General features: G+C 73.1%; 12 protein-coding genes and 2 pseudogenes. 10 read left to right on the top strand and 4 right to left on the bottom strand.

Going from position 1 to position 15,402, the window contains the following annotated elements:
* Positions 1-267 precede the first annotated feature (267 nt).
* From AB0B58_RS13915 to AB0B58_RS13900, 4 genes are all read left to right on the top strand, one after another.
* Positions 268-1,866 carry an alpha/beta hydrolase gene (locus tag AB0B58_RS13915; protein WP_360222808.1) on the top strand — a complete coding sequence of 533 codons (1,599 nt, stop codon included), beginning with the start codon at positions 268-270 and terminating at the stop codon, positions 1,864-1,866.
* Positions 1,867-2,142: 276 nt separating this feature from the next.
* A complete protein-coding gene (locus AB0B58_RS13910) occupies positions 2,143-2,730 on the top strand; it encodes a TMEM165/GDT1 family protein (RefSeq protein WP_360222805.1) in 588 nt (195 codons plus the stop codon).
* Between the two features lie 12 nt (positions 2,731-2,742).
* The gene (locus tag AB0B58_RS13905) at positions 2,743-3,696 is read left to right on the top strand and encodes a cyclase family protein (protein WP_360222802.1); all 954 of its coding nucleotides are present in this window, start codon (positions 2,743-2,745) and stop codon (positions 3,694-3,696) included.
* Positions 3,697-3,809: 113 nt separating this feature from the next.
* Positions 3,810-4,529: a tetratricopeptide repeat protein gene (locus tag AB0B58_RS13900; protein WP_360222799.1), complete on the top strand. Its 720-nt coding sequence runs from the start codon at positions 3,810-3,812 to the stop codon at positions 4,527-4,529.
* Between the two features lie 4 nt (positions 4,530-4,533).
* On the opposite strand, the gene AB0B58_RS13895 is transcribed toward AB0B58_RS13900, so the two are convergent.
* Complete coding sequence (locus tag AB0B58_RS13895; RefSeq protein WP_360222796.1) at positions 4,534-5,682, bottom strand: hypothetical protein; 1,149 nt, start codon at positions 5,680-5,682, stop codon at positions 4,534-4,536.
* Complete coding sequence (locus tag AB0B58_RS13890; protein ID WP_360222793.1) at positions 5,679-6,209, bottom strand: SigE family RNA polymerase sigma factor; 531 nt, start codon at positions 6,207-6,209, stop codon at positions 5,679-5,681. The genes AB0B58_RS13895 and AB0B58_RS13890 overlap by 4 nt, the downstream gene beginning before the upstream one ends.
* Before the next feature lie 408 nt (positions 6,210-6,617).
* On the opposite strand from AB0B58_RS13890, the gene AB0B58_RS13885 reads away from it, so the two are divergent.
* From AB0B58_RS13885 to AB0B58_RS13865, 5 genes and pseudogenes are all read left to right on the top strand, one after another.
* Positions 6,618-6,890 (top strand): HPr family phosphocarrier protein, encoded by a 273-nt coding sequence (locus AB0B58_RS13885; protein WP_360222790.1) that lies wholly within the window; start codon positions 6,618-6,620, stop codon positions 6,888-6,890.
* Positions 6,883-8,506: pseudogene (locus tag AB0B58_RS13880) on the top strand (putative PEP-binding protein). The gene AB0B58_RS13885 and the pseudogene AB0B58_RS13880 overlap by 8 nt, the downstream one beginning before the upstream one ends.
* A 76-nt stretch (positions 8,507-8,582) precedes the next feature.
* Complete coding sequence (locus tag AB0B58_RS13875) at positions 8,583-9,512, top strand: sporulation protein (protein ID WP_360222787.1); 930 nt, start codon at positions 8,583-8,585, stop codon at positions 9,510-9,512.
* A 24-nt stretch (positions 9,513-9,536) separates the two neighbouring features.
* Positions 9,537-10,466: pseudogene (locus AB0B58_RS13870) on the top strand (FAD-dependent oxidoreductase); the annotation flags it as partial.
* A 131-nt stretch (positions 10,467-10,597) separates the two neighbouring features.
* Positions 10,598-11,401, top strand: a complete 804-nt coding sequence (locus tag AB0B58_RS13865) for a LamG-like jellyroll fold domain-containing protein (protein ID WP_360222784.1) — start codon at positions 10,598-10,600, stop codon at positions 11,399-11,401.
* Between the two features lie 8 nt (positions 11,402-11,409).
* On the opposite strand, the gene AB0B58_RS13860 is transcribed toward AB0B58_RS13865, so the two are convergent.
* A complete protein-coding gene (locus AB0B58_RS13860; RefSeq protein WP_360222781.1) occupies positions 11,410-12,615 on the bottom strand; it encodes a glycoside hydrolase family 18 protein in 1,206 nt (401 codons plus the stop codon).
* A gap of 35 nt (positions 12,616-12,650) precedes the next feature.
* Positions 12,651-13,124, bottom strand: a complete 474-nt coding sequence (locus AB0B58_RS13855) for a DUF6174 domain-containing protein (protein WP_360222778.1) — start codon at positions 13,122-13,124, stop codon at positions 12,651-12,653.
* A gap of 128 nt (positions 13,125-13,252) precedes the next feature.
* On the opposite strand from AB0B58_RS13855, the gene AB0B58_RS13850 reads away from it, so the two are divergent.
* Positions 13,253-15,397 (top strand): alkaline phosphatase family protein, encoded by a 2,145-nt coding sequence (locus tag AB0B58_RS13850; protein ID WP_360222775.1) that lies wholly within the window; start codon positions 13,253-13,255, stop codon positions 15,395-15,397.
* Positions 15,398-15,402 lie beyond the last annotated feature (5 nt).

Below are 15,402 nucleotides of genomic sequence, written 5' to 3'. Positions count from 1 at the left end.
GAGCGGGTGCAGCCAGCATGGCTCTCGACCCCGGAAGTCCATCACGGCATCGTTACATTTCGGGCATCCGCCGTCCGCATTGCCGCCCCGCGCGTAAGGGTGGTCGTAGCGGCGGTCCGTGCGTCCCCCGGGTGGCCCGATCGCCCGGTAGTGGCGGCCCGCGGGCCCGACCTGCCTCCTCTTTCGTGGTAACCCTCGGGCGTGGACGGCTGTTGAACAGCCGTCCGCACCGGAGCATATGGGGCGAATACCGACGAAGGGCTGTTCATGAGAACACTTCTGGCGACTGCCGCCACGATCTCGCTGGCGGTTTGCGGCGGAGCCGCCGCCGCGTACGGGGCCGAGGCCGTGCCTCCGCGCGGCCAGCCCGGATACCCCGCCATCGCCTGGGGCGCGTGTGAGGACGCCGGTCTGCAGTCCCGCAAGGCCGAGTGCGGCTTCCTGACCGTGCCGATGGACTACGCGGCCCCGGCCGGGAAGAAGATCAAGCTCGCGGTCTCGCGCATCAGGCACTCGGTACCCGAGGACAAGTACCAGGGCGTCATGCTGATCAACCCCGGTGGCCCCGGCGCGTCCGGGCTGGCACTGTCGGCGCTCGGCGAGAACGTGCCGAAGAAGGCCGGCGCCGCGTACGACTGGATCGGCTTCGATCCTCGCGGGGTCGGCTCCAGCCAGCCGAAGCTCAGCTGCGACAGCACCTACCAGGGCTACAACCGGCCGGCCTACGTGCCGAGCACGCGGGCGCTGGAGCAGGCCTGGCTCGCGCGGGCGCGGAAATACGCCGCGGCCTGCGCCAAGAACGGTGGCGCGCTCCTCGATCACCTGCGCACCGTCGACACCGTGCGGGACATCGAGAGCCTGCGCACCGCGCTCGGCGCGGAGCAGATCAACTTTTACGGCTACTCGTACGGGACCTACATCGGCCAGGTGTACGCGACCCAGTACCCCGAGCGGGTCCGCCGCATGGTCCTCGACGGCGTCGTGAACCCGGGCCGGGTCTGGTACGACTCCAACCTCGACCAGGACGTGGCCTTCGACCGCAACATCAAGATCTACTTCCGCTGGCTCGCCGAGCACGACAACGTGTACCACCTCGGCGCGACCGGCGAGAAGGTGGAGAAGCTCTTCTACGCCGAGCAGGCGACGCTGGCGCGCAAGCCGGCCGGCGGGGTCATCGGCCCGGACGAGCTGACGGACGTGTTCCTGCAGGCGGGCTACTACGTCTTCGGCTGGGACTCGGTGGCGACGGCGTTCTCGAGCTGGGTCAACCACAAGGATCCGGAGCCGCTGCGCAAGCTCTTCGACGCGAACAACCCGCAGCAGAAGGGCTCCGACAACGGGTACGCGATCTACCTCGGCGTGCAGTGCACCGACAACCAGTGGCCGACGTCGTGGGAGAAGTGGCGCACGGACAACTGGCGGGTGCACAAGATCGCGCCGTTCGAGACGTGGGGCAACGCCTGGTACAACGCGCCCTGCCTGACCTGGGCCGGAAAGGCCGGCACGCCGGTGCGGGTCGACGGCGCGAAGGTCCCGCCGATCCTGCTGATCAGCGAGACCCTGGACGCGGCGACCCCGTTCTCGGGCAGCCTCGAGGTCCGCAAGCGCTTCCCCCGTTCGGCACTGATCGAGGGCGTCGGCGGCACGACGCACGCGGGCTCGCTCTTCGGCAACCCCTGCATGGACAACTCGATCGCCGACTACCTGGCGACGGGCGAACTGCCGAAGCGGGTCAAGGCGAACCGTGCGGACAAGCGCTGCCCGGCCATGAAGCCGGCGGACCCGTCGGCGGCCAAGGCGAACCACGCGGAGGGCGCCGAGAGCCTCAGCCGCCTGGAGCTGCAGAAGCTGATCGCGGCACGCTGATGCGGTGAGCCGGCGCACCCCGCGCGTGCGCCGGCTCACCCCTGTCTCGAGGCTCACACCCCACCCGGGCCGGCCGGAGCGCCGGGCCGGGTAGGCTTCGGGGCGCGAAGGGGAGTAGCTCCCAATGTCGTGGTCGACATACTGGCCCTGCGGTTCGGGGGCCCGGCCACGCGGCCCGATCCTGGGGCGAGCGAGACCTTCGACTTGGCCATTTGTCTGGCCGGGTCGAGGTCGCCCTGCGCCCAAATCCCGGTCTGACCTGCACCGGGAGTCCTCATGGATGGTTTCCTCGCCGCCACCGCGCTCAGTTTCGCGGTCATCTTCGTGGCAGAGCTGGGCGACAAGTCGCAGCTCATGGCGCTCACCTTCGCGACACGCTTCAAGCCCGTACCGGTCCTGATCGGCATCACGCTCGCCACCGCGGTCGTGCACGCCGTCTCCGTCGGCATCGGCTACGGCCTCGGCGCCGCGCTGCCGACCGGCTGGATCTCGCTGGTGGCCGGCCTCGCCTTCCTGGCCTTCGGCGCCTGGACGCTGCGCGGCGACCGGCTCACCGACGAGGAGAAGACCAAGGCGGAACGCTCGACCGGCTCGGCGATCCTCGCGGTCGGCGGCGCGTTCTTCCTGGCCGAGCTGGGCGACAAGACCATGCTCGCGACGATCACCCTGGCCACCCAGCACGGCTGGTTCGGCACCTGGCTCGGCTCGACGCTCGGCATGGTCGCCGCCGACGCCCTCGCCATCGTCGCCGGCCGCCTGCTCGGCCGGCACCTGCCGGAAAAGGTGGTCCGGTACGGCGCCGCCGCGCTCTTCGCTATGTTCGGCATCTGGCTGCTCGCCGAAGCCGTCATCGAGCTCAACTAGCAGGGAGCGACAGTGCTGCAATATCGGGCCGAGTTCGACGCCACCGTCACGTTCAGCAACGGAGGCGGCCTGCAGACGCAGGGCTTCCGGGTGGACGTGCCGCACGCCGACACGACCGAGGCGGAGATCTCCGCGCTGTTCGTGACGGCCTGCCGGCTGCTGATGGTGGACCGCGTGACGCTGAGCGGCGTGCGGATCTTCGCCGAGCCGCACCTGGGCACCCCGGGCGGGCCCTCCGAGCCCGGCCGGCGGTGGGTCGAGCTCAGCCACGTCATCTCCGCGGGCATGACCACGTACCCCGGGCTGCCCGCGCCCGAGATCACGCCGTTCCTGACCCGCGAGGCCTCCCGCGGGGTCTACGCGCCCGGCACCGAGTTCGCGATCGACCGGATCACCCTGGTCGGTAACACCGGCACCTATCTGGACAGCCCGTTCCACCGCTACGGCGACGGCACCGACCTGGCCGGGATCCCGCTGGAGCGGCTCGCCGACCTGCCCGCCGTCGTCGTCCGCACGATCGGCGGCGGCGTCCGCGGCGTCGGCGTCGACGCGCTCGAGGGCGTGAACGTCGCCGGCCGCGCGGTCCTGCTGCACACCGGCGGCGACGCGCACTGGTCCACGCCCGGGTACGCGGTCGACGCGCCCTACCTGACCGGCGCGGGCGCACAGTGGCTCATCGATCACGGCGCCGCGCTGGTCGGCATCGACGCGGTCAACATCGACGACAGCTCCCCCGCCGCGGGCGGTGCCCGGCCGGCGCACACGCTGCTGCTCGCCGCCGGGATCCCGATCGTCGAGCACCTGACCGGCCTGGAGGGCCTGCCGCCGACCGGCGCCCGGTTCACCGCGGCGCCGCCGCGGGTCGCGGCGTTCGGGACGTTCCCGGTCCGGGCGTACGCGTCGGTGCCCGTCGCCGGGCCGCACGACCCCGGATCCGCGGGCCGGCTGCCGGCCTCGGGCGCCTGACGCCCGGCCCGGCGACGGGCCTCCTCCTCGCGGGTGGGATTCGGCGAAACCGCTCATGACGGCTGCGACGGTGCCGATGATGACCGTGTGAGCTGCAACCCGGGAGGACACGGATGACCGACCCGGAGGCGGGCCCGCTGAAGGTGCAGAGGCCCGGTGCTCCCGGACTGACCACACCGACCGAGATCGGGGTCGCGCGCGCCGCCGCTCTGTTCGAGCGGGTCGACCCCGCGGCCGCCGCGGCGCACCTGGAACCGGTACTCGCCGCCGACCCGTCCTCCGCGGCCGGCTGGATCCTGCTGGCCCGCATCCGGCTCGTCCTCGACGAGGTGGACAAGGCGCTGGAGGCCGCCAACCGGGCCATCGCCCTCGCGCCGGAGGACCCCCGCCCGCTCGCGATCGCGAGCCGCGCGCTCACCCTGCTCGGCCAGCACGAGGAGGCCGTCACGATGGCCTACCGGGCGGTCATCGTCGAGCCGAAGAACCCGCTCTGGCACGACCGCGTCGCCTGGTCGCTGCTCGCCGCCGACCGCCAGTACGCGGACGCCGAGCAGGCCGCCCGCACGGCGGTGGGGCTGGAGCCGAACGAGGCGCACTTCTACTTCACCCACGGCGTCACGCTGGACGCGCTCGGCCACGCCGATCAGGCCCGCCAGGCGTTCCTGCTCTCGCTGAGGCTGGAGCCGGAGAACCCGGTGGCCCAGCACCGGCTCGCCGTCCTGAACGGGGAGCAGGTGCGGGTGCCGGAGAAGCGCAAGCGCGGCTGGAAGATCTTCGGCAAGCGCGGCGCCGACGCCGACGTGCCGGCCCGCCCCGAGGAGTACCTGCCCTGAGGGGTCACCGGGTGTAGGCCAGCAGGTCGAGACCCTCGAGTCTCGACGGCTCCCTGGCCTGCACCAGCAGCGTGAAGTCCGGGGCGAACAGCCAGAGCCGGGTCTTGCCGCCCTTCTGGGAGCGGACCAGCAGGTTGCCGTCCGGGTCGAAGACCGCACCGATGATCTTGCCGCTGACGGGCAGGTCGACGACGTCGCCGGTCACCGTGTCCAGGATCGCGTCGGCGGGTGCCTCGGCCGCATCCGCCGCCGCCGACGGCTCGAGCTGCACCGCGACCAGGTCGCCGGTCGCGTCGACGCTGACCGGGCGGCACGCGGCCCGGCCGTCCGTCTCGCTGCGGTCAGGCACGGGCGTGCCCGACTGCGCGGTGGTGCCGGCCACCTCGAGCCCGCAGTCCGGTGTCGCGTAGACCAGCGTGGTGCCATCGCCCGACCAGCGGAAATGCCGGCCCTCGAGGCCCGCGGCGAGCGGGGACAGCCGACCGGTGGCCACGTCGAGCACGCCGGGGTCGGCCGCGTCGATGAGCAGCCGGCCGCCGTCCGGGGACCACGCCGGCGCCTGCTCGGCGGAGGCCGTACCCGCATAGACCTGCCGGGGGTCGTCGCCGCCGGCGTCCACCACCATCAGCGTCCCGTCGGTCACGTAGGCGATCCGGGAGCCGTCCGGTGAGACACCGGCCGCGGAGTTCGAGGCCGACAGCACGGTCGACGGGTTTCCCGCGCCGGTCAGCCGGACCAGACGCCCGTCGTCCCCGGCGTCGGCGTAGAAGATCTGGCCGGGCAGGTCGCCGAGCGCGGTCGACCGCGGACTCGAGGTGGAGCTCCGCGGGCGGGGCCGGTCCGGGCGGGAGTTCCCGGGGGTCTCGCCGGCGCCCGGCCGGACGGCCGGCGCGGACGTCGGCGCCACCGGAGCCGAGGCCGAGGGGCCGACCGGCGCGACCGCGACCGGGGGCGCCGGCTCGGCGCCCTTCGGCAGCCGCCACAGGCCGCTGCCCAGCAGGGCGAGCGCGACGACGGCCGCCGTGGTGCCGATCGCGGCCTCCCGGCGGCCGATCCTGCGCGACCGGATCAGCGAACGCTCGTACAGGTCGGCGGGGACGACCACGTCGGCCAGCTCGCACAGCTCCTCGCGCAACGGATCGGGCGCGGTCATCTGCCGGCCTCCTGCGCGTCGGCGAACGCCCGCAGGTCGGGCACGAGCAGGCGCAGCCGGTCCAGGGCGCGGCCGCACTGCGTCTTGACGGTGCTGACCGAGACGCCGAGCATCTGCGCGGCCTCCACCTCGGTGTGGTCCTCGAAGTAGCGCAGCACGATCACCGCGCGCTGCTTCGGGCTGAGCGAGAGCAGCGCGCGTTGCAGCGTGATCCGGCGGACCGTGGCCTCGGCGGGGTCGTCGACGCTGCCGCCGTGCCGTTCCAGGCCGTCACCGGGCAGCGCCTCGGCGACCTTCGGCCGCCGCCAGATGGAGACCTGGGCGTGATACATGACCTTGCGAGCGTACGCCTCGGCGTTGCTCGGCCGTTCTAGCCGTGACCAGGCCCGATGGGTGCGTGCCAGCGCCTCCTGCACGAGGTCCTCGGCAAGGTGCTGGTCGCCGGTCAACAGGTAGGCCGAGCGCAGCAGGGCGTGGGAACGCTCACGAACGAAATCCGCATAAGCGCAGTCGCGAGCGTCATCCATTCTCGGCTGTCCGATCGGCGTACGGAAGGAGCCGTGAGCGTACAGGTTGCGGTCAATCACCGCTTCTGTGGTCACGTGCCGCCCGTCCCCGCCGACTCCTCAATGGAGCGTCAGCCGGTGCCCCCCGTCACCGCCGGCACCGGCTGCCGCCGTACTCCGTCAATGACGCAAATGTGTCGATGGCCGGGCGACGGTCCTTTCGGTTGATTCGGGGTGGACCGAACGGTCGCCTCGATCCGGGGCGCTCCCGCGCACGCGACCGTTGACAGTAGGTGATCTCGTCGGTACAACGATTCCACCCCTCACCCTCATCTCGATCGGGCCGGTGGACGCGATGCACGTACCGCAGCGGCGCCGGTTCCCCGGCGTCCGGCTGCGCTGTGTGCACGAGGCCGCCGGGGTGCGGCGGTGATCCGCACCGTGCTGCTGGGCGGCCGCGCCGGGCTGCACATCCGGGCGGCCTCCCGGATCGCGATCGCGGCGGCGCGGCAGCCCGTGCCGGTGACCGTGCGGACCCTGTCCCGTCCGGCGGTGCCCGCCGACAGCGTCCTCTCGCTGCTCAGCCTGGGCGCGCTGTGCGGAACGGAGCTGATCCTCGAGGCGTACGGGCGCGGCGCGGACGTGGCGCTGGAGAACCTGGCCGAGTTGTTCGCCGCCGACCCGGACGCCGCCGGTGCCTGACCTGCTGCGGGGCCTCGGCGTGAGCGCGGGAACGGCCACCGGGCCCGCGTACCGGCTGCCCGATCCGCCTCGGCTGCCCGCGCCGCGACCCGTGGCCGACCCGGAGCGGGAGGTGGGCCGCGCCCTCGCCGCGATCGACGCGGTGTGCGCGGACATCGGCCTGCGCGCGGCGGCCGCCGCCGATGCGACCTCCGGGGAGATCCTGCGGGTGCAGGCTGCGCTGGCCGGCGACCGCACCCTGCGCGACGGTGTGGCGAGGGCCGTGCGCGCCGGACAGGAGGCACCGCACGCGGTCGCCGCGGTGCTCGCCGGGCACCGCTCCGCCCTGCTCGCGGCCGGCGGGCGGCTGGCCGCGCGCGCCGCCGACCTGGACGACCTGCGCGACCGGGTCGTCGCGCACTGCCTTGGCCTGCCCATGCCGGCGCTGCCCGAGCCGGGCTGCCCCTTCGTGCTGGTCGCGGTCGACCTGGCGCCGGCCGACGCGGCACTGCTCGATCCGGACCTGGTGCTCGCCGTGGTCACCTCGGCGGGCAGCTTCGTCAGCCACACCTCGATCCTGACCCGGGTGCGCGGACTGCCGACGGTGGTCGCCTGCGGGGGTGCGCTGGAGATTCCGGACGGCACGGTCGTCACGGTCGACGGCACCACCGGCCGGGTCACGCTCGGCGCGGCCGGCGACGGTGCCGCGGCGCCCGCGCCCCTCTCGGCGCCCGCCGGGGAGCATCGCGGGCGGACCTCCGACGGGCACCGGGTGGCCCTGCTGGCCAACATCGGCCGCGCCGCCGAGCTCAGCGGCGCCGCCGTCGAGGGCGTCGGGCTGTTCCGCACCGAGCTGCTGTTCCAGCACCACGTGGACCCGCCGACGATGGCCGAGCAGGTGGGCGCGTACGCGGAGGTCTTCGCCGCCATGCCGGACCGCCAGGTCATCGTCCGCACCCTCGACGCCGGCTCGGACAAGCCGCTGCCGTTCCTGCGCGAGCACGACGAGCCGAATCCGGCGCTGGGCATCCGCGGGCTGCGCGTGGCCCGCCGCCGCGGCGACATCCTCCGTACCCAGATCTCGGCGATCGCCGAGGCGGCCCGGCGGTACACGGCCCGGGTCGCCGTCATGGCCCCGATGGTCACGACCGGTGCGGGAGGCCGCCGAGTTCACCGCGCTGTGCCGCGACGCCGGGCTGTCCACGGTCGGCGTGATGATCGAGGTGCCCGCCGCGGCCGTCCGAGCCGCCGAGATCCTGCAGGCCGTCGACTTCCTCAGCGTCGGAACCAACGACCTGAGCCAGTACGCGTTCGCGGCCGACCGGCGCAGCGGCGAACTGGCGGACCTGCTGGACCCGTGGCAGCCCGCGCTGCTGTCGCTGATCGCCCTCTGCGCGGCGGCGGGCGCGGCCGTCGGGCGCCCGGTCGGGGTCTGCGGCGAGGCGGCGGCGGATCCCGCCTTCGCGGTGGTGCTGACCGGCCTCGGCGTGACCAGCCTGTCGATGTCCCCCGGTGCGATACCGGCGGTCCGGGCGGCGCTGGCGGCGCACACAATGGACGAGTGCCGGGCCGCGGCGCAGCAGGCGCTCGCCGCCGCTGACCCGGCGTCGGCACGGGCCGCGGTCACCCGCATCTGAGTGACCACTCACAGCAAGCATTCAGTCTGACTTGTTAGCTTCTGCCCGAACTGACTGTCCTGGGTAGGGGGATCTCGTGGGTTTCAAGAAGCTGCTGGGCGCGTTCGGCGTGGGCGGCCCGAGTGTCGACACGGTGCTGTCCGATCCGAACACGCGGCCGGGTGCGCGGCTGGTGGGACGGGTGAATCTGGTCGGCGGCAGCCACGACGTCGACATCGAACACATCACGCTCGGGCTCGTCACCCGAGTCGAGGTCGAGGGTGGCCAGGGCGAGTACGGCGCCACCGGCGAGTTCCACCGCGTCGAGGTCAGCGGGCCGATGCGGCTCACGGAGAAGCAGGAGGTCTCCCTGCCGTTCCAGATCGTGATGCCGTGGGAGACGCCGATCACCGCCGTGCACGGCCAGCACCTGCGCGGCATGACGATGGGGGTACGCACCGAGGTGTCCATCGCCCGGGCCATCGACAAGGGCGACCTGGACCCGGTCGCCGTGCACCCGCTGCCGATCCAGGAGCGGATCCTCGAGGCCTTCGCCCGGCTGGGCTTCGGTTTCAAGAACGCCGACCTGGAGTACGGCCGGATCGCCGGTGTGCACCAGACGCTGCCGTTCTACCAGGAGATCGAGTACTTCCCGCCGGCGCAGTACGCGCACGGCGTCAACGAGGTCGAGTTGACCTTCATTACCAACCCGGCGACGGTCGAGGTCGTGCTGGAGTTCGACAAGCGCGGCGGCATGTTCGGCGGCGGCCACGACTCGTTCGGCCGCTACACCGTCCCGCACGCCGACGCGGACAGCGCCGACTGGGCCCAGGTCGTGGACGGCTGGGTGCGCGAGGCCCTCTCGCATCGGCAGAGCTACGGCAGCCCGGCGCACGGCGGCCACGGCCGGGGACACGGGCCGGGCATGGGCGGGGTCGTCGCCGGCGTCGCGGGCGGCATGGCCGCCGGCTACCTGGCCGGGGAGGTCATGGAGGAGGCCTTCGAGGACTTCGGCGGCGACGAGTAGCCGCCGGCCACGGCCGTCTTCGATAACCCCACCGACTACTTCCTCTACCTTCCGCTGCTGCCCGAGGTGGCCACCGGCATCCTCGCCGCGGACGCGGCCGAGCGCGACGCTCGGTCCACCTTCGTCGTGGTCGGCGCCGGATACACCGGCACGGAGGTGGCGGCGCAGGGCGTGCTCTTCACCGACGCGCTGACCAGGGAGCGGTCGGATCTCCGGCCGAGGTGGCTGCTGATCGACACCGCCGAGCGGGTGCTGCCCTCGCTGGACCGGCGGCTGGGCCGCGCCGCCGGCGGGGTGCTGCGCGAGCGCGGCGTCCAGGTGCTGCTCGGGTGCTCCGTCGAGGAGGCCACCGAGAGCGGCGTGCGCCTGAGCAACGGCGAGTTCGTGCCGACCAGGTCGCTGATCTGGTGTGTCGGCGTGCGGCCCGACCCGCTCGTCGCCGCGGTCGGGCTGGAGACCCGTCAGGGCCGCCTGGCGGTGGACGAGTTCCTCAACGTGCCCGGCCACCCGGACGTGTACGCCTGCGGTGACGCCGCCGCGGTGCCCGACCTGACCCGGCCCGGCGAGCTCACCGGGATGACCGCCCAGCACGCCACCCGCCAGGGCGCCCTGGTCGCGAAGAACATCGCGGCCTCGTACGGGAGAGGCCGGCGCCGGGCGTACCGGCACCATGATCTCGGATTCGTGGTCGACCTCGGTGGCCTCGACTCGGCGGCGAACCCGCTGGGCGTGCCGCTCTCCGGGCTTCCCGCCAAGGTCGTCACCCGCGGCTACCACCTGCTGTCGATGCCGGGGAACCGGGTGCGGGTCGCCGCCGACTGGCTGCTCGACGCGATCCTGCCGCGCCAGGGCGTCCAACTCGGACTGGTCCCGTCGAGCGCCGTCCCGCTGGACAGCGCCTACCCGGAGACGGTGCGGGACGCCGGCGTCACCCGAGGGCGGCCGTCGTCCTGATGTCCGCCTGGCCGGGTGGGGCCACGCGGATTCACGCCAATGGGGGATTAGTCCGAATGGCCTCGCATGGTAATGGGCCCTCCTAGCCGATTGCGGGAACGGCCAAATGGTTCACAAGTAATAATTCGGACATGCTATTTCGTCGTCTAGTCGTCTCCGCGATCCTCGCCGGGACCTTCATCGGCACGGTTCACGGCAGCGCCACGGCCCGCCCGCATACCGGCGCCCGCCCCGCCACCGTGCCGGCGGCAGTCCGCACCACGGCGGTGCAGGCGGCCAGCGCCGGGGCGGCGGCCGGTGCGGGAAGGATCGTCGCGTGGTACGCCTTCGACGGTGGACGGTCCAGCTTGATCACCGATGACTCCGGCAACGGTCACACGCTGCGCCTGGTCGCCGGCAACGGCGGCAGGGTCCTCGCCGTCCAGCACGGCAGCGGCCGGGCCGTGCGCTTCCCGCCCAAGTGCACCACCGGGAAGTGCCCGCATGCCGCACTGCAGAGCCCGAGCGCCGCCAACCTCAACCCGGGCACGAAGCCGATCTCGTACGGCGCCATGGTGCTGCTGGCCCGCAGTCAGACCACCAAGGGGCAGAACATCCTCCAGAAGGGCTACTCGGCGACCAGCAGCCAGTACAAGCTGCAGGTCGACGGCGCCGCCGGGCGGGCAAGCTGTGTCCTGGTCGGTGCCCGGCCGGGGATCAGACTGGTCACCAGCTCGACGCCGGTGGCGGACGGCAGCTGGCACGCCATCGAGTGCCGCCGCCGGGGCGGGTCCCTGAGCGTCCTGGTCGACGGGGTGGTCCGCGGCAACCGGACGATCTCCAAGCGGCTCTCGGTCGCCAACAACCGCCCGCTCAGCCTCGGCGGCAAGGGCGCCTACTCGGACAACGACCAGTTCCAGGGCATCCTCGACAACGTCTGGGTGCGCATCGGCTGAGACCGGCCTCAGGGCCGCAGGCCGGCGCTCATCGCGGCCACCAGCTGCGCGTCCGCGGTATCGCCCGACAACTCCCACGCGAAGGCGCCGCCGAGGCCCCGGCTCCTGACGTACGCCATCTTGGTCCCGATGGTGTCGGGGGTGTCGTAGCCCCACCACTGGCCGCCGCAGAGCGCGAAGGCCGTGCCGCCGGCGGTCCCGGTGGGCGGGCAGGTCTCGCGCAGCACGGCGTAGTCCTCGATGCCCTTCTCGAAGCTGCCCGCCGCCGGCCCGCTCGCCCTTCCGCCCGGGCCGGCGGCGCTGACCCCGGTCCAGCCGCGCCCGTAGAACCCCACCCCGAGCAGCAGCTTCTCTGCCGGAATGCCGAGCTCGAGCAGCGCGGTGATCGTGGCGTCGGTCGTCGCCGTGGCGCGCGGGATGCCCGGGTACGCGGTCAGCGGCGAGTGCGGCGCCGTCGGCCCGGTGCCGGCGCCGGTGCCGAAGAAGTCGTAGGTCATCGCGCTGAGCCAGTTGGCGGGGCGCGCGGCGGCCGCGTAGTCGGTGGCCCTCAGCTTGCCGAGGTCGCCCGGCACGGCGGCGGTGATCAGCGCGTCCGGCCCGAACGCGGCGCGCAACGAGGTCAGCAGCGCCGGCAGGGCGCCCGGCCCGCTGGTGTCGCAGACCAGCCCGCAGGCGTTCGGGTACTCCCAGTCGATGTCGATGCCGTCGAAGACGCCGGCCCAGCGGGAGTCGGTGAGCAGCCGGTGGCAGGAGGCGGCGAAGCCGTCCGGATCTCTGGCGGACTCGGCGAAGCCCTTCGAGCCGGTCCAGCCGCCGAACGACCAGATCACCTTGAGCCGTGGATGTGCGGCCTTGAGCTTGCGGAGCTGGCCGAAGTTGCCGCGCAGCCCGGTACCGCGGGTGTCGGCGACCCCGTCCGCGCTGTCCGCCGCGGCGATCGGCTTCTCGTAGTCGGCCCAGCTGTCCCTTGTGGCGCACCGGCCGCCGTCAAGCTTGCCGAACGCGTACACCAGGTGGGTGAGCTCGCCGGCGGCGCCGCTGGCCCCGACGTTGCGGACCTGGAAGTTACGGCCGTAGACGCCCCAGTCGGTGAAGTAGCCGACCACGCGCTTCTCTGCGGCCGGTGCGGCCGGCGGCGGTGCGGCCGGCGACGACGAGTCGCAGGCGCCGACCAGCAGCAGAGCGGCCGACAGGACGACGGGTACGACCCGCATGCGGGCCTCCCCGGTCCGTTCGCCGAGCCACGAACCTATCGCGACGAGGTCGGCGACGGTGCCTGCGTTAGCCCGATCGTGTAGTCCTCGATCGTGTAGCACGACTCGTCGTCCACGGCGCTCAGCGACTTGTCGATGACGATCTTCGTGGGGTGTGCGTCGGAGAGGTCCCGCTCGACCTCGACCACGTCCGCACCCTCGCGGCGTGCCGTCTCGGCCTCCGCCTCCAGCTGCTTGAGGGTGGGTACCAGATCGGCCAGGCGCAGCATCAGCGCCCGGCGGGCGGAGTCGTCGAGGCCCTCGGCGTGCACCACCTTGTCGTCCACCACGGTGACCTTGAAGCGGCCGACAAGCGCCCGCTCGCCGCAGTCGGAGGCGAGGGTGAAGCCGTACTTGGCCGGCACCGTCCAGGTGGTCGGCGCCTCGTTCATCACGCTGGGCTCCGTGCCGGCGCACGCACCGGACAGGGCGAGCAGCGCAATGCCGGGCAGAACGGTCCTGAGTCGCACGGTGCCCTCCACGGAGTCGACGGTATCGGGTCCGACGCGGTCGGTGACGTACCGGTTCCGCCCGGTGTGGTGAATGGCGTTGGCTACGTCGGGCGCGCGGGCGGGCCCGGCTGTGCGATCGTTTTCCGGTGGCCGTAAGCACCGGGGGCAGCCCGTGGGATCCCGTGCCGGTCCCGGCCGTCCGGGACCGCCGTAGTGCTCTGCGCGCGATCTTCGCCTGGCCGCGGGTCGTCGACCGGGCCCGCGCGGTCGTCCGCAGCGCGGCGACCACGTTCTTCGTCCTGAGCTTCACCCTGTGGCTCATGCCCGGCGTGCGCAGCACGGATGTGCTGGACACGCTCGGCCTCGTGGTGCTCGTCGCCGCCGTCGGCGCGGTCCTGCGCCCCCTGCTGCTGGCCGGCGTCGTCGCGCTGGGCGGCTGGGGCGCGATGCTGCTCGGCGTGGTCGCCCAGGTCGTCGTGATGGTGGTGGCGCTTGAGCTGGACCCGTCGAAACGGCTCAGCGGCTGGCCGACTGTCGGCATCGCGGCGGTGCTGGCCGTGGTGTGCGCGGCGATCCTGGACTGGATGTTCGACAGCGGCACCGAGGACACGTTCGTCAAGGAGGCCCGGCGGCTCATGCGGGGCATCCGCCGGCGCCAGGCCCGGCAGGCGGGCGGTCGCCTGATCACGCTGCGCCGGCCGCCGCCGGGCAACGAGCCGGGCCTGCTGATGGTGCAGCTCGACGGGGTCAGCGAGCCGGTGCTGCGCTGGGCCGTGCGCGCCGGCAACCTGCCGACCATCGGGCGCTGGCTGCGTGCGGGCACGCACGCGATGCGCGGCTGGCACACCGGACTGCCGTCGACGACGCCCGCCTCGCAGGCCGGCATCCTGCACGGCGCTTCCCGGCAGATACCCGGCTTCCGCTGGTACGAGAAGGAGACCGGCCGGCTGATCGTGTCGAACCGGCCCCGCGACGCGGCGATGATCGAGAAGCGGTTCTCCGACGGCGATGGGCTGCTGCGCGACGGCGGCGTCAGCATCGGCAACGCGTTCTCCGGGGACGCGGCGATCAGGCTGCTCACCGTCAGCCACGCGGCCCTGCCCGGCCGCTCGGCCCGCGGCTGGGCCGCCTTCATGGCCAGCCCGTTCGGCTTCACCCGGGCGCTGGTGCTCGGCGTCGGCGAGGTCTTCACCGAGCTGCACCAGGCCCGGCTCCAGCGCCGCCGCAACCTGCAGCCCCGGGTCAGCCGGTCCGGCGCCTTCCTGGCGCTGCGGCCCGCCTCGATGCTGCTGCGCGACGTGAACATCTCGCTGATCGCCGAGCAGATGGCCCGCGGCGCGCCCGCCGTCTACTGCGACCTGGTCGACTACGACGAGGTCGCGCACCACGCCGGCCCGGCCCGGCCCGAGTCGATGCGGCAGCTGGAGAGCCTGGACCGGATGCTCGGGGTGCTCGAGCGCCTGGCGCCGGAGGCCGGGCGCCGCTACCGCATCGTCATCCTCTCCGACCACGGCCAGAGCCAGGGCGCCACGTTCCGGCAGCGGCACGGCGAGACCCTCAACGAGGTGGTCGAGCGCTTCTCGGCGCCCGACCGGGCGGACGCCCCGGCGGTGCCCGCCGAGGAGGAGGCCACCGCGGAGCCGGACTTCCCGCCTTCGCCGGTGGCCCCGCTGCTGGTCGTCTCGTCGGGCAACCTGGCGCTGATCTACCTGACCCGCTTTCCCGAACGGCTCGACCGGGCCCGGATCGACCGGGAGTATCCGCAGCTCATCTCCGGTCTGGCGGGGCATCCCGGCATCGGCCTGGTGGTCGTGGACGACGAGGGGCCGGTCGCCGTCGGAGCGGCGGGCAGCCACCGGCTCACCGACGGCACGGTCGAGGGTGCGGATCCGCTGCTGCCGTACGGGCCGCATGCCCGCGCCGACCTGCTGCGGCATCAGCAGGCCGCGCACGTTGGCGACCTGGTGCTGATCAGCTCGGTGGACCCGGTGACCGACGAGGTGGCGGCGTTCGAGGAGCTGGTCGGCTCGCACGGCGGCCTCGGCGGCTGGCAGACCGACGCGATGCTGGTGCACCCGGCCGACTGGCAGATCACCCACGGCGATCTCGAGGGGCCGGACGCGGTGCACCGCCAGTTGGTCGAGTGGCTGGAGCTGCTCGGCCTGCGCGCCCGGCCGCCCGCCGAGGACGAACAGCTCGAGGGCGGGGCGCCGGAGCTCCAGGATTTTACTCAGGCGCCGAGGCTAGACGACGGCGCGGCAGCGAGACTTTCCCCGAGCCGGGACGGTTAATGACA

This window comes from Actinoplanes sp. NPDC049118 (genome assembly GCF_040648555.1).
In the GTDB taxonomy this organism is placed as follows: Bacteria; Actinomycetota; Actinomycetes; order Mycobacteriales; family Micromonosporaceae; genus Actinoplanes.
This window is presented reverse-complemented; position numbering and strand designations above follow the sequence as displayed.